This window comes from Streptomyces rishiriensis, assembly GCF_030815485.1.
In the GTDB taxonomy this organism is placed as follows: Bacteria; Actinomycetota; Actinomycetes; order Streptomycetales; family Streptomycetaceae; genus Streptomyces; species Streptomyces rishiriensis_A.
Genome location: NZ_JAUSWV010000002.1, coordinates 5,794,201 through 5,819,242, shown reverse-complemented (window position 1 = coordinate 5,819,242; position 25,042 = coordinate 5,794,201). Strand labels below are relative to the sequence as shown.

The 25,042-nt window shown below is 70.1% G+C and carries 24 protein-coding genes and 1 pseudogene; 11 read left to right on the top strand and 14 right to left on the bottom strand.

All coding sequences use genetic code 11. From position 1 onward, the window contains the following. Positions 1-152 precede the first annotated feature (152 nt). The 5 genes from QF030_RS28540 (at position 153) to QF030_RS28520 (ending at position 5,222) form a co-directional block, all read left to right on the top strand. Entirely contained in the window at positions 153-1,091 is a 939-nt protein-coding gene (locus tag QF030_RS28540) for a cellulose-binding protein (protein ID WP_020131158.1), read from the top strand. 84 nt (positions 1,092-1,175) lie between these two features. After that, the gene (locus QF030_RS28535) at positions 1,176-2,153 is read left to right on the top strand and encodes an ABC transporter ATP-binding protein (protein WP_307165455.1); all 978 of its coding nucleotides are present in this window, start codon (positions 1,176-1,178) and stop codon (positions 2,151-2,153) included. Positions 2,154-2,155: 2 nt separating this feature from the next. Beyond that, positions 2,156-2,926: an ABC transporter permease gene (locus QF030_RS28530; RefSeq protein ID WP_307167723.1), complete on the top strand. Its 771-nt coding sequence runs from the start codon at positions 2,156-2,158 to the stop codon at positions 2,924-2,926. A gap of 110 nt (positions 2,927-3,036) precedes the next feature. Next, on the top strand, positions 3,037-4,344 hold the full coding sequence (locus QF030_RS28525) for an ABC transporter ATP-binding protein (protein WP_307165454.1): 1,308 nt from the start codon (positions 3,037-3,039) through the stop codon (positions 4,342-4,344). Then, complete coding sequence (locus QF030_RS28520; RefSeq protein WP_307165453.1) at positions 4,341-5,222, top strand: ABC transporter permease subunit; 882 nt, start codon at positions 4,341-4,343, stop codon at positions 5,220-5,222. The genes QF030_RS28525 and QF030_RS28520 overlap by 4 nt, the downstream gene beginning before the upstream one ends. Before the next feature lie 31 nt (positions 5,223-5,253). On the opposite strand, the gene QF030_RS28515 is transcribed toward QF030_RS28520, so the two are convergent. Further along, the gene (locus QF030_RS28515; protein ID WP_307165452.1) at positions 5,254-5,586 is read right to left on the bottom strand and encodes an ATP/GTP-binding protein; all 333 of its coding nucleotides are present in this window, start codon (positions 5,584-5,586) and stop codon (positions 5,254-5,256) included. Positions 5,587-5,808: 222 nt separating this feature from the next. Between QF030_RS28515 and QF030_RS28510 the strand changes: the two genes are divergently transcribed. Beyond that, on the top strand, positions 5,809-6,837 hold the full coding sequence (locus tag QF030_RS28510; protein ID WP_307165451.1) for an LLM class flavin-dependent oxidoreductase: 1,029 nt from the start codon (positions 5,809-5,811) through the stop codon (positions 6,835-6,837). 83 nt (positions 6,838-6,920) lie between these two features. On the opposite strand, the gene QF030_RS28505 is transcribed toward QF030_RS28510, so the two are convergent. Continuing rightward, entirely contained in the window at positions 6,921-7,313 is a 393-nt protein-coding gene (locus QF030_RS28505) for an SCO5389 family protein (RefSeq protein ID WP_307165450.1), read from the bottom strand. Positions 7,314-7,622: 309 nt separating this feature from the next. On the opposite strand from QF030_RS28505, the gene nucS reads away from it, so the two are divergent. Next, the gene (gene nucS, locus QF030_RS28500) at positions 7,623-8,294 is read left to right on the top strand and encodes an endonuclease NucS (protein ID WP_020131166.1); all 672 of its coding nucleotides are present in this window, start codon (positions 7,623-7,625) and stop codon (positions 8,292-8,294) included. A gap of 72 nt (positions 8,295-8,366) precedes the next feature. On the opposite strand, the gene QF030_RS28495 is transcribed toward nucS, so the two are convergent. Then, on the bottom strand, positions 8,367-10,916 hold the full coding sequence (locus QF030_RS28495) for an ATP-binding protein (protein WP_307165449.1): 2,550 nt from the start codon (positions 10,914-10,916) through the stop codon (positions 8,367-8,369). 231 nt (positions 10,917-11,147) lie between these two features. Beyond that, on the bottom strand, positions 11,148-11,471 hold the full coding sequence (locus QF030_RS28490) for an STAS domain-containing protein (protein ID WP_020131168.1): 324 nt from the start codon (positions 11,469-11,471) through the stop codon (positions 11,148-11,150). A gap of 424 nt (positions 11,472-11,895) precedes the next feature. Between QF030_RS28490 and QF030_RS28485 the strand changes: the two genes are divergently transcribed. Next, positions 11,896-12,468, top strand: a complete 573-nt coding sequence (locus QF030_RS28485) for a cob(I)yrinic acid a,c-diamide adenosyltransferase (RefSeq protein WP_307165448.1) — start codon at positions 11,896-11,898, stop codon at positions 12,466-12,468. Positions 12,469-12,542: 74 nt separating this feature from the next. On the opposite strand, the gene QF030_RS28480 is transcribed toward QF030_RS28485, so the two are convergent. Beyond that, the gene (locus QF030_RS28480; protein ID WP_307165447.1) at positions 12,543-13,106 is read right to left on the bottom strand and encodes a hypothetical protein; all 564 of its coding nucleotides are present in this window, start codon (positions 13,104-13,106) and stop codon (positions 12,543-12,545) included. A 152-nt stretch (positions 13,107-13,258) separates the two neighbouring features. On the opposite strand from QF030_RS28480, the gene QF030_RS28475 reads away from it, so the two are divergent. The 3 genes and pseudogenes from QF030_RS28475 to QF030_RS28465 all read left to right on the top strand — a co-directional run bounded on the left by QF030_RS28475 (position 13,259) and on the right by QF030_RS28465 (position 17,058). Beyond that, positions 13,259-14,443: a sensor histidine kinase gene (locus QF030_RS28475; protein ID WP_307165446.1), complete on the top strand. Its 1,185-nt coding sequence runs from the start codon at positions 13,259-13,261 to the stop codon at positions 14,441-14,443. Beyond that, positions 14,440-15,121: pseudogene (locus tag QF030_RS28470) on the top strand (response regulator). The gene QF030_RS28475 and the pseudogene QF030_RS28470 overlap by 4 nt, the downstream one beginning before the upstream one ends. A gap of 113 nt (positions 15,122-15,234) precedes the next feature. Further along, a complete protein-coding gene (locus QF030_RS28465; protein ID WP_307165445.1) occupies positions 15,235-17,058 on the top strand; it encodes a glycoside hydrolase family 18 chitinase in 1,824 nt (607 codons plus the stop codon). 78 nt (positions 17,059-17,136) lie between these two features. Here QF030_RS28465 and QF030_RS28460 read toward each other — a convergent pair whose 3' ends face one another. The 9 genes from QF030_RS28460 to atpB all read right to left on the bottom strand — a co-directional run bounded on the left by QF030_RS28460 (position 17,137) and on the right by atpB (position 24,933). Further along, entirely contained in the window at positions 17,137-17,583 is a 447-nt protein-coding gene (locus QF030_RS28460) for a DUF2550 domain-containing protein (RefSeq protein WP_020131174.1), read from the bottom strand. Between the two features lie 141 nt (positions 17,584-17,724). Next, positions 17,725-18,099 (bottom strand): F0F1 ATP synthase subunit epsilon, encoded by a 375-nt coding sequence (locus QF030_RS28455; RefSeq protein WP_307165444.1) that lies wholly within the window; start codon positions 18,097-18,099, stop codon positions 17,725-17,727. A 192-nt stretch (positions 18,100-18,291) separates the two neighbouring features. Next, positions 18,292-19,728, bottom strand: coding sequence for a F0F1 ATP synthase subunit beta (gene atpD, locus QF030_RS28450; RefSeq protein ID WP_307165443.1), 1,437 nt, complete (start codon positions 19,726-19,728; stop codon positions 18,292-18,294). Then, positions 19,728-20,645 carry a F0F1 ATP synthase subunit gamma gene (locus tag QF030_RS28445; protein ID WP_307165442.1) on the bottom strand — a complete coding sequence of 306 codons (918 nt, stop codon included), beginning with the start codon at positions 20,643-20,645 and terminating at the stop codon, positions 19,728-19,730. The genes atpD and QF030_RS28445 overlap by 1 nt, the downstream gene beginning before the upstream one ends. Positions 20,646-20,666: 21 nt before the next feature. After that, positions 20,667-22,256 carry a F0F1 ATP synthase subunit alpha gene (gene atpA, locus QF030_RS28440; protein WP_307165441.1) on the bottom strand — a complete coding sequence of 530 codons (1,590 nt, stop codon included), beginning with the start codon at positions 22,254-22,256 and terminating at the stop codon, positions 20,667-20,669. Positions 22,257-22,390: 134 nt separating this feature from the next. After that, on the bottom strand, positions 22,391-23,212 hold the full coding sequence (locus QF030_RS28435) for a F0F1 ATP synthase subunit delta (RefSeq protein ID WP_307165440.1): 822 nt from the start codon (positions 23,210-23,212) through the stop codon (positions 22,391-22,393). Then, a complete protein-coding gene (locus tag QF030_RS28430) occupies positions 23,209-23,754 on the bottom strand; it encodes a F0F1 ATP synthase subunit B (protein ID WP_307165439.1) in 546 nt (181 codons plus the stop codon). The genes QF030_RS28435 and QF030_RS28430 overlap by 4 nt, the downstream gene beginning before the upstream one ends. A 36-nt stretch (positions 23,755-23,790) precedes the next feature. Next, positions 23,791-24,039 (bottom strand): ATP synthase subunit C, encoded by a 249-nt coding sequence (locus QF030_RS28425; RefSeq protein WP_030008695.1) that lies wholly within the window; start codon positions 24,037-24,039, stop codon positions 23,791-23,793. Positions 24,040-24,111: 72 nt separating this feature from the next. Next, a complete protein-coding gene (gene atpB / locus QF030_RS28420; RefSeq protein WP_307165438.1) occupies positions 24,112-24,933 on the bottom strand; it encodes a F0F1 ATP synthase subunit A in 822 nt (273 codons plus the stop codon). Between the last annotated feature and the right edge of the window lie 109 nt (positions 24,934-25,042).

The following is a 25,042-nucleotide window of genomic DNA, read 5'->3' as shown; positions in this document are numbered from 1 at the left end:
CCTTTGACCGCACCTTTGGCAAGCGCTCTGCCGCTCAGCCACCCAAAAGGGGTGTCATTCTCCAGATCAAACACGTATACGCTCGATGACACACCGTTCAGGCCCCTAGGATTCCCCCTATCACCTCACCGGTCTCATTCGACAGGAACCCCATGAGCGACACTTCCCCCTACGGCTTCGAGCTTGTGCGGCGTGGGTACGACCGCGCTCAGGTGGACGAACGCATCTCGAAGCTCGTCTCCGACCGTGACAGCGCTCTGGCCCGTATCACTGCTCTGGAAAAGCGCATCGAGGAGCTCCACCTCGAGACGCAGAACGCCCAGGCTCAGGTAAGCGACGCGGAGCCGTCGTACGCCGGTCTCGGCGCGCGTGTCGAGAAGATCCTCCGCCTCGCCGAGGAAGAGGCCAAGGACCTGCGCGAGGAGGCCCGTCGCGCGGCCGAGCAGCACCGTGAGCTCGCCGAGTCGGCGGCCCAGCAGGTGCGCAACGACGCAGAATCGTTCGCTGCGGAGCGCAAGGCCAAGTCCGAGGACGAGGGCGTCCGGATCGTCGAGAAGGCCAAGAGCGACGCGTCGCAGCTGCGTTCCGAGGCGCAGAAGGACGCGCAGTCGAAGCGTGAGGAGGCGGACGCCCTCTTCGAGGAGACCCGCGCCAAGGCCGCGCAGGCCGCCGCCGACTTCGAGACCAACCTCGCCAAGCGCCGCGAGCAGTCGGAGCGCGACCTGGCGTCCCGTCAGCAGAAGGCGGAGAAGCGTCTCGCGGAGATCGAGCACCGCGCGGAGCAGCTGCGCCTCGAGGCCGAGAAGCTGCGCACCGACGCCGAGCGCCGGGCCCGTCAGACCGTCGAGACGGCGCAGCGCCAGGCCGAGGACATCGTGGCCGACGCCAATGCCAAGGCGGACCGCATCCGTTCCGAGTCCGAGCGCGAGCTGGCGGCCCTCACCAACCGCCGCGACTCGATCAACGCCCAGCTGACGAACGTCCGCGAGATGCTCGCCACGCTGACCGGCGCCGCGGTGGCCGCGGCCGGCACGCCGTCCACCGACGACGAGCCGATCTCCCGCGGGGTCCCGGCGCAGCAGTCCCGGTAACGCCCACCGGTACGGCGACCGAACATCGCGAAGCCCTCCGCCACTCCGGTGGCAGAGGGCTTTGTCGCGCTTTAGCGTGGCCGCATGATCGAGCTGTCGGGCCTGACGAAGCGATACGGCGAGAAGGTCGCGGTGAACAACCTCACCTTCACCGTCAGACCGGGCATCGTCACGGGCTTCCTCGGCCCGAACGGCGCCGGCAAGTCCACCACCATGCGGATGCTGCTGGGCCTCGACCGGCCGACCGCCGGGGACGTGCGGATCGACGGGCAGCACTACGACCGGCTGAAGGACCCTCTCACGTACATCGGCGCCCTGCTGGACGCCAAGGCCATGCACGGCGGCCGCAGCGCCTTCAACCATCTGCTGTGCCTGGCGCAGAGCAACGGCATCCCGAGGAGCCGGGTGCACGAGGTGCTGGACACCGTCGGCCTCACCTCCGTGGCGGGGAAGAAGGCCAAGGGGTTCTCGCTGGGCATGGGGCAGCGGCTGGGCATCGCGGGCGCGCTCCTCGGCGACCCCCGGATCCTGATGTTCGACGAGCCGGTCAACGGCCTGGACCCGGAGGGCATCCACTGGATCCGCAATCTGATGAAGTCCCTCGCCGCGCAGGGGCGGACCGTGTTCGTCTCCTCCCACCTCATGAGCGAGATGGCGCTGACCGCCGATCACCTCGTGGTCATCGGGCAGGGCAGGCTGCTCGCCGACACCTCGATGGCCGACTTCATCGCGCAGAACTCGCGCTCGTACGTCCGCATCCGCACCCCCCAGCGGGAGCGGCTGCTCGATGTGCTGCACGGCGCCGGGATCCTGGTCGTCGAGACCGGCAGCGGCGTGCTGGAGGTCGACGGCGGCAAGTCCGAGCACATCGGGGAACTGGCCGCGCAGCACCAGATCGTGCTGCACGAGCTGAGCCCCCAGCGCGCCTCCCTGGAGGAGGCGTTCATGCAGCTCACCGCGGAGTCGGTGGAGTACCACGCGCACACGGACACGCCCCCCGGACCGCCCGAGCAGCTCGAGCAGCCCGGACCTCAGTGGGGCGACGACTGGACGAGGAGCTGATGATGGCGGCGACCCAGGTCATCCGGTCCGAATGGACCAAGATCCGGTCGGTGGCCTCCACCGTGTGGACGCTCTCGCTGGCGGTGGTGGTCACCATCGCCCTCGGCATGCTGATCTCCGCGTTCTCGGGCGACGACTTCGACAACATGAGCCGCGACGACCGGCTCTCCTTCGACCCCACCTTCATCAGCTTCGCCGGGATGAGTCTGGGCCAGCTGGCGATGATCGTGTTCGGGGTGCTGGTCGTGTCGAACGAGTACAGCACCGGCATGATCCGTACCTCGCTGGCCGCCGTGCCGCAGCGCGGCGCCTTCCTGTTCAGCAAGATCGCGGTGGCCACCGGGCTCGCGCTGGTCGTGGGGCTGGCGACCAGCTTCGTCACGTTCTTCCTCGGGCAGGCCATGCTCGGCTCCCACCGGGCGTCGATCGGGGACGACGGTGTCCTGCGGGCGGTCATCGGCGGCGGTCTGTACATGACGCTCATCGCGGTGTTCTCGATGGGCGTGGCCACGATGCTGCGCTCGCCGATGCTGTCGCTCGGCATCCTGATGCCGTTCTTCTTCCTGATCTCCAACATCCTCGGCAACGTCTCCGCGACGAAGAAGATCGGCCGGTATCTGCCCGACCAGGCCGGCAGCAAGATCATGCGGGTGGTCACGCCGATCGACGACGACACCCCGTACGGGCCCTGGGGCGGGTTCGGCATCATGGCGCTGTGGGCGCTCGCCGCGCTCGCCGGCGGCTACCTCCTGCTGAAGAAACGCGACGCGTAACGCTTTGGGCTTTGCTTTGATTTGAGCGGAACCGTCAGCGCCCCGATATCCTCCTAACCCTTACGGGGGCGTGTGCCCTGCTGTCCTGAACCTTTCGATGGGTGCGGAGCATGATCGAAGCAGTCGGCCTGACCAAGCGCTACGGCGACAAGACCGCTGTGTACAACCTTTCCTTCCAGGTACGGCCCGGCGCCGTCACCGGCTTCCTCGGGCCCAACGGCTCGGGCAAGTCGACGACCATGCGGATGATCCTGGGCCTGGACAACCCGACCTCCGGGACGGTGACGATCGGCGGCTACCCGTACCGGAGGCTGCCCAACGCCGCCCGCCAGGTGGGTGCCCTGCTGGACGCCAAGGCCGTGCACGGCGGCCGGCACGCCCGCAACCACCTGCTGAGCCTGGCCCAGCTGTCCGGCATCCCGGCCCGGCGGGTCGACGAGGTGCTCGGCGTGGTCGGCCTCCAGGACGTGGCGCGCAAGCGCTCCAAGGGCTTCTCCCTGGGCATGGGCCAGCGGCTCGGCATCGCGGCCGCGCTGCTCGGCGACCCCCAGGTGCTGCTCTTCGACGAGCCGGTCAACGGCCTCGACCCCGAGGGCATCCTCTGGGTGCGCAACCTGATGAAGTCGCTGGCCGCCGAGGGACGCACGGTGTTCGTCTCCTCCCATCTCATGAGCGAGATGGCGGTGACCGCCGATCACCTGATCGTGATCGGGCGGGGACAGCTGCTCTCCGACATGAGCGTCAAGGACTTCATCTCGGCCAACTCCGCCGACTTCGCCCGGGTCCGCACCCCGCACACCGACCCCCAGCTGCGCGAGAAGCTGGCCTCGGCGCTCACCGAGGCGGGCGGCCATGTGCTGCCCGAGCAGGACGGCGCGCTGCGGGTGACCGGGCTGCCGCTGCCGCGCATCAGCGACATCGCCCACGACACCGACGTACGTCTGTGGGAGCTCTCGCCGCACCAGGCCTCGCTGGAGGAGGCGTACATGCGGATGACGCAGGGCGCCGTCGACTACCGGTCCACCATCGATCAGAAGGCCGGCCTCCAACAGCAGTTGCCGCCCGGCGCGCAGCCGCCGATGCCCATGCCGGTGCCGGGCCAGGGCCAGCCGGGCTGGTACGCCCCACCGCCCCCGCAGCACTCCGGATACGCACCCGCGCAGCCCGCCCAGGCGCCTCCGGCGGCCTCCTACGGGGCGTACGGCGCCCCCGGGGCGCCCGGCACGGCCCCCGGCCCGAACGTGGCCAACCCGTACGCGCAGGCGCCCGCACAGGCCCCGGCCCAGCCGGCCGCCCCGGCGGGTCAGGCCCCGGCGGCCACCCCCGCCCCGGCCCCGGCCGCCTCGCTCGACAAGGCGCCGGCCGCGCCCGCCGCCGCCCCCGACGCCGCCCCGACCAAGTCCGAGGACGCCCGATGAGCACCCCGCAGCACCCGTCGCCGCAGGCCCCGCACGCCTGGCAGGGGGCGCCCGGCCCCGCGTACGCCGCGGCCGGTCCCGCCTACACCTCGCCGATCCCGATCGTGCGCACGCACCTCGGGCACGCCGTCACCTCGGAGTGGACGAAGATCCGGTCGGTGCGCTCCACGATGTGGACGCTGGGCGTGTTCGTGCTGCTCGTCGTCGGCATCGGACTGCTCGCCGGCGCCGTCGTCGCCGCGAACGCCTCCCCGAGCGACCTCGAGAGCGACACCGCGCTGTCGTTCGGCTTCTTCGGGGTGCTCCTGGGCAGCATGTGCATCATCACGCTCGGCGTGCTGACCACGGCCTCGGAGTACGGCACCGGCATGATCCGGACGACGATGGTGGCCTGCCCGTCCCGCGGCCGGGTGCTCGCCGCGAAGGCGGTCGTGTTCTTCGCCGTCGCGTTCGTCGTCACCCTCGTGTCCACGGGCTTCGTCGCCATGGTGCACGTGGGGATGCTGGGCGACGCCCGGCAGCCGACCGGCTCGGAGTGGCTCAAGGCCACCTTCGGAGTCTCCCTCTACCTCGCGCTGCTCGGGCTGATCTCGCTGGCCGTCGGCTCGATCATCCGGCACTCGGCCGGCGCCATCACCATCATGATCGGCGTCCTGCTGGCCCCGCTGGTCATCGCGATCTTCATGTTCTCGTCCTCGCTGGAGGGCCTGCGCCAGGCCCTGTTCGAGTACTCGATCCCGAGCCAGATGAGCGTGTTCTACTCGTCCACGCTCAGCGACAGCGGGCCGAGCGGCTGGGACCCGCTGTGGATCGCGCTCGGCGTGACCGCGGTCGTGCTCGGCAGCGCCTTCGCCCTGCTGGAGAAGCGCGACGTCTGACGGCTGACGGCTGACGGCTGACGGCTGACGGCTAGAACTTCGGCGCGTTACGGGACCGCCGCACCCCTGGGGTGCGGCGGTCCCGCGCGTTCCAGCACGCCTTGTGCCAGTGCCGGCGGTCGTCGACGCCCGCGTGCTCGGGCCAGACGACGACGTGCGGCACGCCGTCGGGGATCAGCTGATCGCAGCCGGGGCACCGGTACGCCTTGCCCTGGGCGCTCGCGCCGGCCACGTGCCGCACGCTCCACTGCTCACCCTGCCAGCTCTCCCCGGACTGCCAGCCTCCGTAACGGCTCGCGCGGTCGTCCTCGGCGCTCCGGCCGGGCGACCCCTCACCCTTGGGGCGGTTGCGACGCGGGGACACGGGACACCTCACGGGGCTATACAGGGAGCAGGATTGGCGTCCAGCCTACGCGGCGTACGCGCGGGTACCCGTAGCGCAGCCGTCCTCTCAAGTCGTCCCTTCCGGCGTCCCATTCTCCAGACAATCCGCAAATCTCTCCGCCAGGCCGTGTCCTCGGCACGTGTCGGACGGTTATGCCGGGTGGGGGAGCTCCGTGTCGGAGCCAAGGAAGCAGGAAAGTCCATGCGCGTTGGAAGTTTCGTGTTGGGAGCCCAGTTCCCCGGCCAGGGTCAGGGCGAGGCGCTGCACCGCGCGGTCCGCTCGACCGAGGTGGCCGAGGAGGCGGGCCTCGACTCGGTCTGGCTGGCCGAGCACCACTTCGTGCCGTACGGCACCTGTCCGTCGGCGGTCACGCTCGCCGCCCTGCTCCTGGGCCGCACCCGCCGCATCCGGGTCGGCACGGCCGTCAGCGTACTGCCCACCGTCCACCCCGTCGCCCTGGGCGAGCAGGCCGCGCTGTTGCATGTGACGAGCGGCGGCCGCTTCTCGCTGGGCGTGGGGCGCGGCGGCCCGTGGGTCGACCTGGAGGTGTTCGGCGCGGGCCTGGAGGCGTACGAGCAGGGGTTCCCGGAATCACTCGATCTGCTGGTGCGCTGGCTGCGCGAGCCCTCGGTGGGGGCCGACGGCGAGCGGTTCCGCTTCCGCGAAGTCCCCGTCGTCCCCAGGCCGTCGGAGGCGCTGACGGACGTGTCGGGTCCGGAGGTCGTCGTCGCGTGCACCTCGCCGGCGAGCGTACGGCTGGCCGCCGAGCGCGGGCTGCCGATGCTCCTGGGCATGCACGTGGGGGACGAGGAGAAGGCCGAGATGGTCGCCACGTGGCGGCAGTACGCACGCGCGGCCGGGCGGTCAGCGGACGAGATCCGGGGCGCGGCGCATGTCTCTGCGGGCGTCTGCCAGATCGCGGACCGGCGCACGGACGCGGTGGAGACTCTGGTGAAGGCGATGCCGGGCTGGCTGAGGCAGGGGCTCGACGCGCACGTCACGGTGGACGGCCGGGCCCGCTCCATGCGGGACCCGGTGGCATACACCGAACTGCTCTGCGGGCTGCACCCGGTGGGCACCCCGCGGCTGTGCGCCGACCGCCTCGCGGCGACCAGCGAGCGGACCGGTATCTCGCGTTTCGCCCTGCTGGTCGAGGGTTCCGGCGACCTGGCGGCCACCGAGGAGAACGTACGGCGGCTGGGCTCGGAGGTGCTCCCCCACCTCCGGTGAACAGCCCAGCCGGCCGCGAGGCTTGCCGCTCCCGTTCTGATGGAACCTCCCGCGTCAGGAGCGGCAAGCAACAGGCTCACGTGTCAGCAGTCCCGGAATTCCGGGGACTGGTTCAGCACCTGACTGCGGACCGAGGTGAAGCGGACGAGCTTCTCGTCGACAGCCGGCTCCAACGGGAACACCGCCACCCGGTGGCAGTTCTGGAAGGCAAGCCGCACACCGAAGTGCCGCTGAAGCGCGCCGCGTATGGCGTCGCTCGCGAGGGCGCGCAGCAACTGCCCGCGTGCCTGCTCGTCCGGCGGGGGCGTCTGGTTGTCGGCGAAGTCTCCGCCGTCCACCTTCAGCTGGGCCACCAGGGAGCTGACCATCTCCCATGCGTAAGGCAGGGAGGTCCGGACGCAGTCGACGAATTCTGCTTCGTCGACCTCGCCTCGCTCGGCCTGTTCGAGTAGGGCCGGTGAGACGTCGAGCGACATGGGTACTCCTCTCGCACCCCCGGGACATCAGGGGTTGCCGGACAGGGAAAGGGAGTTCGCATGCCGAAACACCGCACACGCTGAGTACACGCATCGCGACCTCCCGTTCACTACGGTAGGCAACGGACCGTGACCGCACCAGGAGAATGGGCACATAGGGAACTCCCAGTAGGCACACAATCGGCCACTGCCGAATGATCGTTTTCCAGGTCGAAAGGGGCGTGCCCCGAGGGGCCCGGTGGACATCGGTGACGGGAGACAGACGGGCGAATCGCGTGCGCGGTGGGGCGTCGGATAGCGTTGCGGACCATGCGTCTCGTCATCGCCCGGTGCTCCGTGGACTACGCCGGCCGGCTCACCGCCCACCTGCCCTCCGCCCCCCGTCTCATCCTGGTGAAGGCGGACGGCAGCGTCTCGATCCACGCGGACGACCGGGCCTACAAGCCCCTGAACTGGATGTCGCCGCCCTGCACTCTGAAGGAGGGCGCGGGCGACGAGGAAGGCGTCTGGACCGTCGTCAACAAGGGCGGAGAGAAGCTCATCATCACGATGGAGGAGATCCTCCACGACTCGTCGCACGAACTCGGCGTCGATCCCGGCCTGATCAAGGACGGCGTGGAAGCACACCTCCAGGAACTGCTCGCCGACCGCATCGAGACCCTCGGCGAGGGCTACACCCTCATCCGCCGGGAGTACATGACCGCCATCGGCCCGGTCGACATCCTGTGCCGGGACGCGGAGGGGCAGACCGTCGCGGTGGAGATCAAGCGGCGCGGCGAGATCGACGGCGTCGAGCAACTCACGCGCTACCTCGAGCTGCTGAACCGTGACCCGCACCTCGCGCCGGTGCGCGGAGTCTTCGCCGCCCAGGAGATCAAGCCCCAGGCCCGCGTACTCGCCACGGACCGCGGCATCGGCTGCCAGGTCCTGGACTACAACGCGATGCGGGGCATCGAGGACGACAAGCTGCGGCTGTTCTGACCCACTCACCCGTACGACGTGAATGGGCCGAGTTCCCGAAGAGGAACCCGGCCCTTCCGTCTGTCCGGAGGCTCAGATCACCTGGTCCGGCGAGACCGGAGCGGAGGCACTGGCGGAACTGACCGAGCTCGCGGGTGAGGACGACATCGAGCTGCTGGCCGCGTTGGAGGTGGGAGGCGTGGTGCCCGTCGGAGGCGGGCTGCTGGGGACGGACTCGGACGGCGACGGTGAGGGCGACGCCGAGCCCGTGCCTCCGCTGGAGGAGCCGGACGGCGACGGCGACGCGGACCCGGAGGGCGAGTCCGACGACGGTGGCTTCGGCGTGGCCGAGGAACCACCGCTCCCCGACCCGTGTGAGCTGCTCGCCTCCGACGACGGCTCCGCCTCCCCCGTGGGGGTCGGGTCGTCGGAGGTGCCCATCGTTCCGTCCGGGCCCGGGTCCGTCGGCCTGCTCGTCGCTTCGCCCGTGTCGGCGGAACCGCTGTCGTCGGCCGGGGTGTCCGTGTCCTGCGCCCCGTCGTCCAGGCCGGTGCCGGCGGTCGGGTTGACGCCGACCCGGTCGGAGGGGTCGTTGGCGTCGTTGTTGGAGGTCGCGCCGAGGGTCACGACCGTGCCGAGGACGGCCACGAGCAGCGCGCCCGCGCCGGCCGCGACCAGGTTGCGCTTGGCCAGGCTCTTCAGGCCGCCCCGGTTGTGACGGGCCGACGACCCGGCGGGCTCACGGCGGGCGACGACGGTCCGGGCCTCCGGCGGATAGGTCGGGAGCACCGCCTGGACGCCGCGCGGCGGGGACGCCGACTCCTCGTGGCGGGCGTCGGGCACCTCCTCGCCGGCCGTCGCCGCCGCGAGGCCGGGCACGTCCCCGGAGCGGTCGGCGACCAACGCGAGGGCGCGGCGGCCGGCGACGGTCCCACGCTTGTCGGCGATCGCCCCGCGCAGGGCGAGGGAGGCCTCCAGCTCGGAGCGGGACCGGTCGAGGTCTCCGCCGCAGAGGGCGAGCACGCCCAGTTCGTGGTGGAAGTAGGCCCGGTCGGCGGACTCCCCGGCGAGCCGCGCGGCCTCGGCGCCCTCGTGCAGGGTGCTCTCCCAGGCGCTCCAGTGCAGGCCCGCGGCGAACGCGGGCGCGGCGGTGCGGGCCAGCTTGACGGCGGTGGACTCCTCGTCCTCGCCGGTCCGGGTCGTCGCGGGGACGATCACGGTGAGAGCGGCGAGCACGGCGTCGGCCTCCGCGCAGACCCGCTCGGGTGTGACCGAGGGGTGTCCGGCCCACCAGGCGTAGTGCTGGGCGGCGGTGTGGGCGCGGGCCTCGACGTCGTCGGCGTATCCGGCGGCCTCGAGCTGGGTCTGGACGCCGGCGGCGAGCCGGTAGCGGGCGCCGACCGGGGAGACGAGTCCGCAGGCGGCCAGTTCGCCGAGCGCCGCGTCGGCGTGGGTGTCACCGACCAGGGCGGGCAGGTGGGCCTGGTGCGGGACCTCACCGTCCAGGGCGACGGCGAACCGCAGGGTGGCGCGGGCGGAGGCGCTGAGACGGGCGGCGAGCAGCGGGGCGGGAGCGGCGGCCTCACCGAGCGAGGGCAGGGGTATCTCCTCGGCCTCGCCGGCTCCGGCGAGGCCGTCGACGGACCCGGCGAGCGGCCGGGCGTCCTCGAAGACGCCGAAGGCGTCGACCGCGTCGGCGCCGGCCCGCAGTCGGTCGCGCTGCGAGAGCAGGGCGCCGGCCTGGACGAACCGGAGCGGCAGGCCCTCGGACTCGAACCACAGGTCGCCGGCCCAGTTGGCCTCCTCCTCGGTGAGGACGCGGCCCACGGCGTGCTCGATCACCTCGACGCCGCCCGCGCGGTCCAGTCCGGTGAGGACGACCTCCTCGACGGCGGACTCCGCGGAGGGCAGCGGGGTGTCCGGGGTCGCGCCGAGCAGGAAGGCGCACTCGGGCGTCGCGTCCAGGAGTTCGTCGAGGGCGGCGCCGCCGAGATCGAGGTCGTCGACCACGACGACCGCGCCGATCTCGCGGACCAGGCCGCTCAGGTCGTCGCTCCCGGGGCGGTGGCGGGGGGCGTCGTAGACGGCGTGGAAGAGGTCGTGCAGGAGGTCGGCCGCGGTGCGGCGGAAGCCGGTGAGGCGGACCACGCCGTCGGGGGCGAGGTCCTCGCAGTCCTCGGCGACGAGGTCGAGAAGGCTGGTGCGGCCGGAGCCCGCCGGGCCGGTGAGGCGTACGGAGCGGCCGCGGGCCAGCAGGCGGACCAGTTGCTCGCGTTCGTCCTGGCGGCCCAGGAGCGGCTGTGCGGGCCGGGTGGTTCCGGCGGGGACCGGCGGCCTGGCGGCCTGCTCGGCCTCGGCACGCTGCTCCGCGGTGCGCTTGGCGGGGCGCTCCGGTATCCCTCCCCCGCTCGCGGCTGCGTTCGAGCGGGAGGGGCCCGCCGGCGGGCAGAGTTCTATCTCGCTGCCGTCGACCGGGTTGACCGTGAGCAGGTGTTCGCCCGCGACGAGCCGCACGGTGCGGGCCAGGGCCGGTGCGTGCTGGCTGAAGTCGGGAGTGAGGGGGTCCCTGGACGGGCGCGGGCGCGGCGTACCGCCGTCGTCGTCCTGGCCGTACTCCTCGGGTCCCCGGGTGTTCGGGTCCATAGGTTCAAGCCCCCCAAAAGCGTGGTGTGGCGGTAGCCCCTCCCGGCCTTGCTGCACACTGCGCTGTCGCTTCTGGTCCGGTGCCCGCTCGAGGGCTGAGCGCGGCGGGCAGACGAACCGTAAACCTTCGCACAGTATCTACGACAGCCCGGGGTGGCGGGCCGCCCGAACCGTCACAGTGTCGTGAGGATTGCGCCACGTTTTCCGCCGCAGGCCACGCGCCCTCGGGGGTCAGACCCGGGGCAGGGACTCCACTCCGATACCGCCCTCGATCGCGAGGATCCGGTGCAGCCGGGTGGCCACCAGCAGGCGTTGCATCTGCGGAGGCACCCCGCGCAGCACCAGGCGTCGGCCGCACCGGCCGGCCCGTCGGTGGACGCCCATGATGACGCCGAGTCCGGTGGCGTCCCAGGAGTCAAGCTCGGACAGGTCGAGCACCAGGTCGCCGACTCCGTCGTCCACGGCCGTGTGCAGGGCCGTGCGGGCGTCCGCCGCGCTGCGGACGTCGAGACGGCCCCCGACGACCAGCTCTACGTGGTCGCCCCTGATGTGCATAGCGCTCCCCTAAGCGTGCGTCTCGTGCTCCGCGGTGTGGTGTCCGGTGTTGCATCCTCTGACTGCGGGAAGCGGTCGAAGGTTGCCGTCTGTGAGCGAACCGATACCGAATTCACTCGCAGGGGTGAGACCCATGGGGCCTGTGCGGTTTCGGTGCTTCTAGAAGCCCTGCCCGCTCAGGCGTCCGATGTCACCGGCGTCAACCATCCGGCGCAGCCGCTCCGCATGCCTCTCGGCGGGAGATTAGCGGGCGTGAGGCGCTGTGTGACCGGTTAGTAACGCGGCTCACGTCTCAGGGCGTGAGACACCGGTCACGTCGTCAATTACTGTCCGATTCAGGCCGATTGAGCCGGTACTGACCGGGCGCCGACGGGAGTGACGAAGGGAACGGAACGGATCCGCGGGGACGGTCTAGATTGGCCGCATGGTCAATCTGACGCGCATCTACACGAGGACCGGCGACCAGGGCACCACCGCCCTCGGCGACATGAGCCGGGTCGCCAAGACCGACCTGCGGATCGCCGCGTACGCCGACGTCAACGAGGCGAACGCGGCGCTCGGCACGGCTCTCGCCCTGGGCGGGCTGGACGAGGAGCTCGTCGCGGTGCTCACCCGGGTCCAGAACGACCTGTTCGACGTGGGCGCGGACCTGTCGACACCGGTGGTGGAGAACCCGGAGTTCCCGCCCCTGCGGGTCGAGCAGTTCTACGTCGACCGCCTGGAGGCGGACTGCGACCGGTTCAACGAGCGGCTGGAGAAGCTGCGGTCGTTCATCCTGCCCGGCGGCACCCCGGGGGCGGCCCTGCTCCATCAGGCCTGCACGGTCGTCCGGCGGGCGGAGCGCTCCACCTGGGCCGCGCTGGAGGTGCACGGAGAGCGGATGAACCCGCTCACCGCGACCTACCTCAACCGGCTCTCGGATCTGCTCTTCATTCTGGCCCGCACCGCCAACAAGGCGGTCGGCGACGTGCTCTGGGTGCCGGGCGGGGAGCGCTAGCGCATCTTGGCCGGTTCCCGCTCCGATCCGCCGTCCGATCCGCCGTCCGATCCGCCGAACGACCCGCCCTTCGGTCAGGCCTTCGTCTCGGCTTGCGGGACGGCTTGCGGGACGGCCTTCGGGAAGAGGGTGTAGCTCCCCGCGATGACGAGGTTGATGCCGATCACCCACAGCATCCGCAGTTGCCACGCCCGCAGCGAGCCGGTCTCGCCGTCCGCGCCGACGTACCAGGCGGCCGCCTGGAGCAGCGCCACGGCGACCAGTGCGGCGAGCGTCCAGCGGCCCGCGACCTTCCATTCGTGGACGGCGCGGGCCCTGCCGTACTCCGGCGGCCGCACGGGCGGCGGGCCCCCGGCGAAGCGGTGGGCGACCCTGGCGTCCGCCCATCTGACGGTGGAGTGGCCGAGGCCCACGGTGAAGCCGATGTAGACGGCGGCGAGCCCGTGCCGCCAGTCCGGCTCGGCGCCGTTCTTGAGGTCGATCGCGGTCACCGCGAACAGCACGAGCTCCAGCAGCGGCTCGCACAGCAGCAGGGCGAGCCCCAGCCGCGGCATCCGGAACACGTACCGGAAGGCCAGTCCGGCGGCCAGCAGCACCCAGAAGGCCACCTCGCAGGCGATGATCAGTCCGACGATCACGGTTCGCTCCTCTCGCTCACCCTCCCAGGCTCCCGGGTGCGAGGGCACGTCTCGTCGTCGGCGGTGACGAACTCGCGGTACATCGAACGATGCAGTCGGGGTCCGTCCCAGGGGAGCAGGCGGACGGGACGGGCGGCGTGTTGGATGGAGGCATGGCCGTCCGAGAACCGCGCAGCCTGCGCCGCCCGCACCGCTTCGACGTGTTCATCGCGGTCGGCGGGCTGCTCGGCGGGCTCCTGCTGGTCGCCCTCGGTCTAGCCACCCGGCCGTCCGACGATCCGATCGTGCTCCTCGACGGCCCCTGGCCGGTTCTGCTGCCGCTCGGTGTGATGGCCGGCTGCGAGGCGCTGCGCCGGATCGCTCCGCGCACGGCCCTGCTGACCGGCACGGCCGCGATCGTCCTGGACACCCTGACCCAGGGCAACCTGTGCACGGTCCTGATGTACACCGACGTGATGTACGCGGCCGTGCTGTACGGCTCGCTCGCGTCGGCCCGCCGGATCCAGTGGATCACCGGACTGCTGACGGTGGCCGGGACGCTGGTGCCGTTCGCGGTGTGGCGGGTGCCGGAGGCCCTGCTGATCGGGGTGGTGGTCGGCATCGTGGCCTACGCGCCCGCGGCCACCGGCTGGATCGTGCGCAACCACCGCGACGCGGCCGAGGCGGCCCGGCTGCGGGCCGAACAGACCGCGCTGCTCGCCGAGCTGGACCGCACCCAGGCCGTCACGAGCGAACGGGCCAGAATGGCACGGGAGTTGCACGACATGGTCGCCAACCACCTGTCCGCGATCGCCATCCACTCGACGGCGGCGCTCTCGATCGACGACCCGGACACCTCCCGGCAGGCGCTCACCGTCATCCGCGAGAACAGCGTCGAGGGGCTGGCGGAGATGCGGCGGCTGATCGGGATCCTGCGCGACGGCAGCGAGGACCACGAGCCCGCCGCGGCCCCCACCCTGGACGGCCTGGAGGCTCTCGTCGAGGGCGCCCGTGCCAATGGTCTCGACGTCGTCCTCGAATCCGAGCACGGCGGGGTGCCCGCGCCGGTCGAACTCGCCGCCTACCGGATCGTCCAGGAGTCGCTGACCAACGCGCTGAAGCACGCCTGCCCCGGCCGGGTCACGGTCGCCCTCGTCCAGCGCGACGGGGTGCTCGACGTACGGGTGCGAAGCCCGTACGGCCGCCGGGACGGGCCCCGCGCCCCCGGTTCCGGCGCCGGACTGGTCGGCATGCGGGAGCGGGCGGCGCTGCTGGACGGCACGTTCGAGGCCGGGCCGGAGGACTCCTGCTGGACGGTGCGTGCCACGTTCCCCCTGGTCGAAGGAGAGTCGGTATGAACTCCGCCATCCGGGTCCTCGTCGCCGAGGACCAGTCCGCCGTGCGCGCCGGGCTCGTCCTGATCCTGGGCAGCGCGTCCGACATCGAGGTGGTGGGCGAGGCGGCGGACGGGGAGCGGGCGGTGGCGCTGGCCCGGGAGCTGCGGCCCGACGTGGTGCTGATGGACGTTCAGATGCCGCGCCTCGACGGGGTGTCCGCGACGCGGCAGATCGTCGAGGAGGGGCTCGCCGACGTGCTGGTGCTGACCACCTTCGACCTCGACGCCTACGTGTTCGGGGCGCTGCGGGCGGGCGCGGCGGGGTTCCTGCTGAAGCACACGGAGGCGAGGGATCTCCTGGCGGCGATCCGCACGGTGGCCGGCGGGGAGGGGCTGATCGCTCCCGCGGTGACCCGTCGGCTCATCGCCGAGTTCGCCGCGAAGCCGGTGCGTGCGCCGAAGGCAGACCCCGCCGTCCTGGACGCCCTCACCCCGGCGCGAGCGCGAGGTGCTGGCCTGTCTCGGCGAGGGGATGTCGAACGCGGGTGTCGCCGTACGCCTCGACATGGCGGAGGCGACGGTGAAGACGCACGTCAGCCGTCTGCTGGGGAAGCTGGAGCTGCGCAGCCGGGTGCAAGCGGCGGTGCTGGCCCAGGAGTTGGGCATCCAGGCGGGATCCGAAGGGGCTCCGGAGGTTTAGTGGGCCGCAGTGGTCCAGACCTATTGACCTGTGGTCCAGACCTTTCTATTCTCGCGGCACCGTGGGCGTGAAGGCTCAGTCACGCCCCCCGACTCCCCCCGAGGAGGCGCAGGATGCGCTTCAGACACAGAGCCGCGGCAGGTTTCGCGACACTGTTGCTCCCGCTGGCCGGCCTGGTCGGCCTCGCCGGCCCCGCCCAGGCCGCCACGACCGCCACCGCCACCTACACCAAGGCGTCGGACTGGGGCACCGGCTTCGAAGGCAGGTGGACGGTGAAGAACACCGGTACCGCCGCCATCAGTTCATGGACGGTCGAGTGGGACTTCCCCTCCGGCACCTCCGTCACCTCCGCCTGGGACGCCGACGTCACGTCCTCCGGCACCCACTGGACCGCCAAGAACAAGTCCTGGAACGGCAGCCTCGCCGCAGGCGCCTCCGTCTCCTTCGGCTTCAACGGCGCCGGCGCCGGATCCCCGTCGAACTGCAAGCTCAACGGCGACAGTTGCGACGGCACGACGGTCCCTGGCGACGCCTCCCCCTCCGCCCCCGGCACCCCGACCGCCTCCGCCCTCACCGACACCTCGGTGAAGCTGACCTGGTCCGCCGCCACCGACGACAAGGGCGTCAAGAACTACGACGTCCTGCGCGACGGCGCCAAGGTCGCCACGGTGACGACGACCTCGTACACCGACAGCGGGCTGACGGCCGGCACCGACTACTCCTACACCGTCCAGGCCCGTGACACCGCCGACCAGACCGGTCCGGTCAGCGGCGCGGTCGCCGTGCACACCACGGGCGGCGGCACCACTCCCCCGACCACCGGCTCCAAGGTGAAGCTCGGCTACTTCACCGAGTGGGGCGTCTACGGCCGCAACTACAACGTCAAGAACCTGGTGACGTCGGGCTCGGCTGCGAAGATCACGCACATCAACTACGCCTTCGGGAACGTCACCAACGGCCAGTGCGCGATCGGCGACTCCTACGCCGACTACGACAAGGCCTTCACCGCGGACCAGTCGGTCAGCGGCGTCGCCGACACCTGGGACCAGCCGCTGCGCGGCAACTTCAACCAGCTGCGCCAGCTGAAGGCCAAGTACCCCAACATCAAGGTGCTGTGGTCCTTCGGCGGCTGGACCTGGTCCGGCGGCTTCGCCCAGGCCGCGGCCAACCCGGCCGCGTTCGCGCAGTCCTGCTACAACCTGGTCGAGGACCCGCGCTGGGCCGACGTCTTCGACGGCATCGACATCGACTGGGAGTACCCGAACGCCTGCGGCCTGTCCTGTGACACCAGCGGGGCGGCGGCCTACAAGAACCTGATGCAGGCCCTGCGCGCCAAGTTCGGCACGGGCAACCTGGTCACCGCGGCCACCACCGCCGACGGCTCCACCGGCGGCAAGATCGACGCGGCGGACTACGCGGGCGCGGCGGCGTACGTCGACTGGTACAACGTGATGACGTACGACTTCTTCGGCGCCTGGGCGGCCCAGGGCCCGACGGCCCCGCACTCCCCGCTCACCTCGTACAGCGGCATCCCGCAGGCCGGGTTCACCACGGCCGACGCGATGGCCAAGTTCAAGGCGAAGGGCGTGCCCGCGAGCAAGCTGCTCATCGGCATCGGCTTCTACGGCCGCGGCTGGACCGGCGTCACCCAGGACGCCCCGGGCGGCACGGCGACGGGCCCGGCGGCCGGCACGTACGAGCAGGGGATCGAGGACTACAAGGTCCTCAAGACGTCCTGCCCGGCCACCGGCACCATCGCCGGCACGGCCTACGCGAAGTGCGGCGGCAACTGGTGGTCCTACGACACCCCGGCCACCATCGCCGGAAAGATGAGCTGGGCCAAGAACCAGGGTCTGGGCGGCGCGTTCTTCTGGGAGTTCAGCGGCGACACCAGCAACGGTGAACTGGTGAGCGCCATCAACAGCGGCCTGTCGTAACCGCCTGAGCCAGTTCGCGTGAACGAACGACGTTCGCTCTCCTTCGGACTTCACATGTCCGGGGGAGAGCGGATGTGCTTATGCCACATTCACCCGCTGCCCGGGCGGGGCTGCCTCCAGCCACGCGAGGAAACCGGTCAGCGCGTCCTCGCTCATGGCGAGTTCGAGGCGCGTGCCCCGGTGCACACAGGTGAGGATCACCGCGTCGGACAGCAGCGCCAGCTCCTCCTCGCCCTCGGGAAGACGGCGGCCGGCCACCTCGATCGAGCCGCGCTCCAGGACCCGGCGCGGGCGGTAGGCGTACGAGAAGACGCGGTACCACTCGATGCGGTCGCCGTTGTAGCGCGCGACCCCGTAGCTCCAGCCCTTTCCGCTCGTGTCCGGTTTCTCGGAGACGTCCCAGCGCAGGGAACAGTCGAAGGTGCCGCCGGACCGCTGGATGAGTCTGCGGCGCAGGCCGAAGACGAACAACCCCAGCGCCACCAGGGCCACGACGATTCCGCAGACAGTCAGAGCGAGGACCATCGACACCGACCTCCTCGTCTCCTAGGTACCGAAAATAGGTAACGGAACGGAAAAATCATCCAGATCTGCCTCAGCCGCGGTCGGCTCCGGATTGCTCCGGAGCCGACCGCGGCTGAGTGACGTCAAGCGGCTAGCGCCGGGTCAGCGCGAGGTCGCCGCACGCAGTCGTACGTCCGCGCGACGCTCGGCGGCGGAATCGCCCTCCGCCTTCGCGCGCTCGAGTTCCCGCTCCACGCGCTGGACGTCGATCTCGTCCGAAAGCTCGGCGATCTCGGCCAGCAGCGACAGCTTGTTGTCCGCGAACGAGATGAAACCGCCGTGCACCGCGGCGACGACCGTTCCACCATCACTCGTACGGATGGTCACCGGGCCCGACTCCAGCACACCGAGCAGCGGCTGGTGACCGGGCATGACGCCGATGTCGCCCGACGTGGTGCGCGCGACGACCAGGGTGGCCTCGCCGGACCAGACCTCTCGGTCGGCCGCGACCAGCGCGACGTGCAGCTCAGCAGCCAAGGTGGCTCCTCGGGTCACCACCCGGCTTTTCTGCCGGGTGTTGCGTATAAGTCTAGTAGGGCTCCGAGCACCGAAGTGCCGGGGTCCCGCCCCAGGACTGCGCCGGGGGTCCGGGGCTCGTCCCCCGGAAGATGCGGCGTGGGCGTACGAAGAGGGGCGGGACGCGCCCGCCCCTCTTCAAGAGCACCAAGCTCAGGAAACGCCCAGCTCCTTGGCGTTGGCCTTCAGGTCCTCGATACCACCGCACAGGAAGAACGCCTGCTCCGGGAAGTGGTCGTACTCGCCGTCGATGATCGCGTTGAACGCGGTGATCGACTCGTCCAGCGGAACGTCCGACCCGTCGACGCCGGTGAACTGCTTGGCGACGTGGGTGTTCTGGGACAGGAAGCGCTCCACGCGACGGGCACGGTGGACGGTGAGCTTGTCCTCCTCGCCCAGCTCGTCGATGCCGAGGATCGCGATGATGTCCTGAAGGTCCTTGTACTTCTGCAGGACCGTCTTGACGCGCATCGCGGTGTTGTAGTGGTCCGCCGCGATGTAGCGGGGGTCCAGGATGCGGGACGTGGAGTCCAGCGGGTCCACGGCCGGGTAGATGCCCTTCTCCGAGATCGGACGGGAGAGCACCGTCGTCGCGTCGAGGTGGGCGAAGGTGGTGGCCGGGGCCGGGTCGGTCAGGTCGTCCGCGGGGACGTAGATCGCCTGCATCGAGGTGATCGAGTGACCACGGGTCGAGGTGATGCGCTCCTGGAGGAGACCCATCTCGTCGGCCAGGTTCGGCTGGTAGCCCACCGCGGAGGGCATACGGCCGAGCAGGGTCGAGACCTCGGAACCGGCCTGCGTGAAGCGGAAGATGTTGTCGATGAAGAACAGCACGTCCTGCTTCTGCACATCGCGGAAGTACTCCGCCATGGTCAGACCGGCCAGGGCCACGCGCAGACGGGTGCCCGGGGGCTCGTCCATCTGACCGAAGACCAGGGCGGTCTTGTCGATGACGCCAGACTCCGCCATCTCCTCGATGAGGTCGTTGCCCTCACGGGTGCGCTCGCCGACACCGGCGAACACGGAGACACCGTCGTGGTTGTTGGCGACGCGGTAGATCATCTCCTGGATGAGCACCGTCTTGCCGACGCCGGCACCACCGAACAGACCGATCTTGCCGCCCTTGACGTACGGGGTCAGCAGGTCGATGACCTTGACGCCGGTCTCGAACATCTCGGTCTTCGACTCGAGCTCGTCGAAGTTCGGCGCCTTGCGGTGGATGGTCCAGCGCTCGCCGTCGTACGTCTCGTCGGTGTTCAGCACCTCACCGAGGGTGTTGAACACCTTGCCCTTGGTGAAGTCGCCGACCGGGACGGTGATGCCCGTGCCGGTGTCGGTGACGGCGGCCTGGCGGACCAGACCGTCGGTGGGCTGCATCGAGATCGTGCGGACCAGGCCGTCACCCAGGTGCTGGGCGACCTCCAGGGTCAGCGTCTTCTTCTCGCCGTCCTTCGCCGGGTCGGCGACCTCGACGTGAAGGGCGTTGTAGATCTCCGGCATGGCGTCGACGGGGAATTCCACGTCGACGACCGGGCCGATTACCCGGGCGACGCGGCCCGTGGCAACGGCCGTCTCAACTGTCGTCGTCATTACCTGTCACTCCCCGCGGTCGCGTCGGCCAGGGCTGCGGAGCCACCGACGATCTCGCTGATTTCCTGGGTGATTTCGGCCTGGCGGGCCGCGTTGGCGAGGCGGGAGAGCGTCTCGATGAGCTCTCCCGCGTTGTCGGTGGCCGACTTCATCGCGCGCCGCGTGGCGGCGTGCTTCGAGGCTGCCGACTGGAGAAGAGCGTTGTAGACACGGCTCTCCACATACCGCGGCAGGAGGGCGTCGAGGACGTCCTCCGCCGAGGGCTCGAAGTCGTACAGCGGAAGGATCTCGCCCTTCGTCGCCGACTCCTCGGCAACCTCGTCGAGGCTGAGCGGCAGCAGACGGTCGCCGAGCGCCGTCTGCGTCATCATCGAGACGAACTCGGTGAAGACGATGTGGATCTCGTCCACGCCGCCGTCCGCCGTCTCCTTCTCGATGGCCTCGATGAGCGGGGCCGCGACCTTCTTGGCGTCCGCGTACGTCGGCTCGTCCGTGAAGCCCGACCACGACTCCGCGACCTTGCGCTCACGGAAGTTGTAGTGCGCGAGACCACGCCGGCCGACGATGTACGTGTCGACCTGCTTGCCCTCGGCCTCGAGGCGCGCCGTCAGCTGCTCCGCGGCCTTGATGGCGTTGGAGTTGAAGGCACCGGCGAGACCACGGTCGCTCGTCAGGAGCAGCACCGCGGACCGCACGACCGTCTCGGCCTGCGTGGTCAGCGCGTGCTTCGTGTTCGATCCGGTACCGACCGCCGTGACCGCGCGGGTGAGCTCGGTCGCGTACGGCGTGGAGGCCGCCACCTTGCGCTGCGCCTTGACGACACGCGAGGCGGCGATCATCTCCATCGCCTTGGTGATCTTCTTGGTCGCGGTGACGGATCGGATGCGACGCTTGTAGACCCGGAGCTGGGCTCCCATGAGTCAGGTCCCTTCCTTACGTCACTTGGCCGCGGCCGGGGCGTCCTCGCCGAGGAGCTTGCCGTCCGAGGTCTCGAACTGCTTCTTGAACTCGGCGATCGCGTCGGCGATGGCGATGAGGGTGTCGTCCGACATCTTGCCGCCCTCCTTGATGGAGGTCATGAGGCCCTGCTCCTTGCGGTGCAGGTACTCCAGGAGCTCCTTCTCGAAGCGGCGGACGTCGGCGACCGGGACGTCGTCCATCTTGCCGGTGGTACCGGCCCACACGGAGACGACCTGGTCCTCGGTCGGCATCGGCTGGTACTGAGCCTGCTTGAGCAGCTCGACCAGACGCTGACCGCGCTCCAGCTGGGACTTCGACGCGGCGTCCAGGTCGGAACCGAAGGCGGCGAACGCCTCCAGCTCACGGTACTGGGCGAGGTCGAGGCGGAGACGCCCGGAGACCTGCTTCATCGCCTTGTGCTGCGCGGAACCACCGACTCGGGAGACGGAGATACCGACGTTCAGCGCGGGGCGCTGACCGGCGTTGAACAGGTCCGACTCCAGGAAGCACTGGCCGTCGGTGATGGAGATGACGTTGGTCGGGATGAACGCCGAGACGTCGTTGGCCTTCGTCTCGACGATCGGCAGACCGGTCATCGAACCGGCGCCCAGTTCGTCGGAGAGCTTCGCGCAGCGCTCCAGCAGACGGGAGTGCAGGTAGAAGACGTCGCCCGGGTAGGCCTCGCGGCCCGGCGGACGGCGCAGCAGCAGCGACACGGCGCGGTAGGCGTCGGCCTGCTTCGAGAGGTCGTCGAAGATGATGAGGACGTGCTTGCCCTCGTACATCCACTGCTGACCGATGGCCGAACCGGTGTACGGCGCCAGGTACTTGAAGCCGGCCGGGTCGGACGCCGGGGCGGCGACGATGGTCGTGTACTCCAGCGCACCGGCCTCTTCGAGGGCGCCACGCACGGAGGCGATGGTCGAGCCCTTCTGGCCGATGGCGACGTAGACGCAGCGGACCTGCTTCTTCACGTCACCGGAACGCCAGTTGTCGCGCTGGTTGATGATCGTGTCGACGGCCAGGGCGGTCTTGCCGGTCTGGCGGTCGCCGATGATCAGCTGACGCTGACCACGGCCGACCGGGGTCATCGCGTCGACGGCCTTGTAGCCGGTCTCCATCGGCTCGTGCACCGACTTACGGGCCATGACACCCGGAGCCTGGAGCTCCAGGGCACGGCGGCCGGACGTCTCGATCTCGCCGAGGCCGTCGATCGGGTTGCCGAGCGGGTCGACCACACGGCCGAGGTAGCCCTCGCCGACGGCGACGGACAGGACCTCTCCCGTGCGGGTGACCGGCTGGCCCTCCTCGACGCCGCTGAACTCGCCGAGGATGACGGTACCGATCTCGCGCTCTTCGAGGTTGAGCGCGAGACCGAGGGTGCCGTCCTCGAACTTCAGCAGTTCGTTGGCCATGGCCGAGGGAAGGCCCTCGACCTTCGCGATGCCGTCGCCGGCAAGGGTGACCGTACCGACCTCCTCGCGCGAGGCCGCGTCCGGCTTGTACGACTGGACAAAGTTCTCCAGCGCATCCCGGATCTCCTCCGGCCGGATCGTGAGCTCCGCCATCTGGGTTCCCTGCTCTCCTTGTTGGGCCCGAAGTTTCACTTTGGGGGGATGGGGACTCCCCCCTGAAAGAGGTGAATCCTCTGCACGGCCCAACCAGGGCCGCCATCAGTTCGTACTGCGGTCTTGAGTTGCTGCTAGCTCGCCATGCGGCGGGCGACGTCCTCGATGCGGTCCGCGAGGGATCCGTTGATCACCTCGTCGCCGACCTGCACCCGCATCCCGCCGAGGACCGCGGGGTCCACGTCGAGGTTGAGGTGCATCGGGCGGCCGTAGAGCTTGGCGAGGGCGGCGCCGAGGCGCTGCTTCTGCGGGTCGCTCAGCGGTACCGCCGAGGTGACGACGGCGACCATGCGGTCCCGGCGCTCAGCGGCGAGCTTGGACAGGCCTTCGAGGCCCGCTTCCAGGCTACGTCCACGGGGCGCGGTCACGAGGCGCGTCACCAGTCGCTCGGTGGCCGCGTCGGCCCGGCCGCCGAGCAGGCTGCGCAGCAGCTCGCTCTTGGCCGAGGCGGTGGCCTTCCGGTTGGTCAGTGCGGCGCGCAGCTCGGTGTTCGAGGCGACGATCCGTCCGAAACGGAACAGCTCGTCCTCGACGTTGTCGAGCCTGCCGGCCCTCTGCGCGGCGGTGAGGTCTGCGATGTTCGCCAGCTCCTCCAGCACGTCCACCAGGTCGCGCGACTGCGACCAGCGGGAACGCACCGTGCCGGACACCAGGTCGGCGGTGGCGCCGCTGATCTGGGCGCCGAGCAGGCGCTGGACCAGCTCGGCCTTGGCCTCGCCGGCCTGCGCCGGGTCGGTGAGGACCCGACGCAGCGAGACCTCGCGGTGAAGCAGCGCGGTGACGGCCGCCAGCTCGTCGGCGAGCTGCGCCGCGTCCACGGACGTGGAGTCCGTCAGCGCGTCGAGACGCTCACGGGCTGCTGCGAATGCCTCGCGGCTCGCTCCGTGTGCGGTCATCGAGACGCCTCGGCCTTCTCCTCGAGGTCGTCGAGGAAGCGGTCGATGACGCGGCTCTGGCGGGCGTGGTCGTCGAGAGACTCCCCGACGAGCTTGCCGGCCAGTTCGGTGGCGAGCTTGCCGACGTCCTGACGCAGCGCGGACGCGGCGGCCTTGCGGTCCGCCTCGATCTGGCTGTGTCCGGCGGCGACGATCTCCTCGCGCTGGCGCTGGCCTTCCGCACGCATCTCGGTGATGAGTGCGGCGCCCTGCTCCTGCGCCTCCTGGCGCAGCCGCGCGGCCTCGTGACGGGCCTCGGCGAGCTGGGCCTTGTACTGCTCAAGAACGCTCTGGGCTTCGGTCTGTGCGGCCTCTGCCTTCTCGATACCGCCCTCGATGGCCTCGCGCCGCTGCTCCAGAACCTTGTTGATGTTCGGGAGAAGCTTCTTGGCGAGGAAGCCGAAGACGATGACGAAGGCGATCAGGCCGATCACGAGCTCCGGAATCGGCGGGATGAGCGGGTTTTCCGCTTCCTCAGCCGCCAGCTGAACCAGGGGGCTCATATCAGTGCCTTTCGTCGAAAGGGGCGGTCCGACGGATCAGGAGGTCGGGTAGACGAACGGCATGACCAGACCGATCAGGGCGAGCGCCTCACAGAAGGCGAAGCCGAGGATCTGGTTGGCGCGGATCAGGCCGGCAGCCTCGGGCTGACGGGCGAGCGCCTGGGTGCCGTTACCGAAGATGATGCCGACGCCGACGCCCGGGCCGATCGCGGCGAGGCCGTAGCCGATCGAGCCGAGGTTGCCCTTGATCTCGACGCCGGCGGCAAGGGTCTGGAGAGCGGACATGCCGGTTCTTCCTTCTCTTTCAAGGACCGGTGGGGGTTGGCCACCGGATGTCTGGGTGGGGGTCGGGCTGGCTCAGTGGTGCTCGGCGAGCGCGCCCTGGATGAAGCTGCAGGTCAGGAGGACGAAGACGTACGCCTGCACAGCCTGGATGAAGAGTTCGAAGGCCGTCATCACGAGAACCATCACGAACGAGACGGCGGAGTAGGCGATGCCGATGCCGTTCAGCATGTACCAGGTGGCGATCGTGAAGAGCAGCAAGAGGGTGTGGCCGGCGAACATGTTCGCGAACAGTCGGACGGCGTGAGTGAAGGGCCGCACGAGGAGGTTCGAGAAGAGCTCGATCGTCATCGACAGCGGGAGGACCGCGCCGAGCGACTTGTCGTAACCGGTGAAGTTCTTCCAGGCGCCGACGAATCCTTGGCGCTTGAAGGTCAGGGAGACCCACAGGATGTAGACGATGCCGGCGAGAACCGCGGGGTACGAAATGATCGCGGTGACCGGGAACTGGGCGATCGGGACGATCGACCAGAGGTTCATCATCCAGACGAAGAAGAAGAGCGAGACGACCAGCGGTACGTACTTCTCGCCTTCCTTCTTTCCGATGGTCTCGTAGACGACACCTCGGCGGACGAAGTCGTAGCCGGCTTCGGCGACCAGCTGGAGCTTGCCGGGGACGACCTTCGGACGGGCGAAGGCGGCCCAGAAGAAGCCGACGATGATGATCGAGCCGAGCAGCGCCAGCAGCATCGTCTTGTTGAAGTACGAGTTGCCGTCCGCGTCGCCGAAGAGCGGCTCGAACAGGAACGAGTGCAGGCCCGGAGCCGGGAAGCCACAACCGTCGAACAGGTGGCAGTCGGTCTCGAAAGCGAGCACCTGCGTCGGGTCAGCACTCACCGCGGGCTCCTTCGTCGTGGTGCATGGGTACGGCAACCTCGTTGTGTCGGCGCGGCGTACGACCGCGTTTCGGCACGGGACTGGTGTTTCTGATGTGAGGGCGGCTTGG